Origin of the sequence: Delftia sp. ZNC0008 (genome assembly GCF_000799035.1) — a bacterium.
Lineage (GTDB): Bacteria > Pseudomonadota > Gammaproteobacteria > Burkholderiales > Burkholderiaceae_C > Comamonas > Comamonas tsuruhatensis.
The window spans coordinates 1-619 of sequence record NZ_JTKZ01000339.1 but is presented as its reverse complement, the minus strand read 5'-3'; the positions used below and the strand labels follow the sequence as shown (position 1 = coordinate 619).

Below are 619 nucleotides of genomic sequence, written 5' to 3'. Positions count from 1 at the left end.
CACGGGGCGGCGCACGCTGTAGACACTGAATCCAGGCCCGTAGGTGCCATAGCGATAGGCGCGCATATTGGTGCCACCCAAGGCATCGAAGCTCGGAGGGGGCGGCAACTGGAAGAAGGTGGACACCCCATCCACGCCGGTGAGGTAGAGGTCAGGCAGGCGTGTCTGGAACACGGCCTTGCCGCCGTTGTATCCGTTGACCTTGCGAACACGCCAGCGCCCGGTACAGATGCGTGTGCCAGGAACGACTTCCGGCGTGAGGATGAAGGGCTGCGGGCTCATCCCGTTGGAGTGCGTGAGCTCCGGCACAAGATCGCCTAGCAAGGCCACCATGGTGATGCCGATCCCGCTCTCGCGCTCGTTCGCTGCATCCTCCGGCCAGATCTCCATGGTGGTCGAGTTGCCGATGCGCACGATGCGATAGGCCGTGCCGTCGGGCAGCCGACCGGCCTCCACTGGATTGGGCACGACCGACAGCCGCGCCATCATGCAGAAGCGGTAAAAGGCCGCATGAGCCATGCCAAGCTGGTTGGCCGAGGCCGGCGAGCCGTGCACGCGCAGCGCCGGCGGGGCCACCGCGCCGATGGGCACGCCGCCGGGCTTATAGGTGTGCGGGTCC

General features: G+C 66.6%; 1 pseudogene. It reads right to left on the bottom strand.

The annotated features are described in order from the left end of the window. A pseudogene (locus tag L995_RS11280) lies at positions 1–619 on the bottom strand (hypothetical protein); the annotation flags it as partial.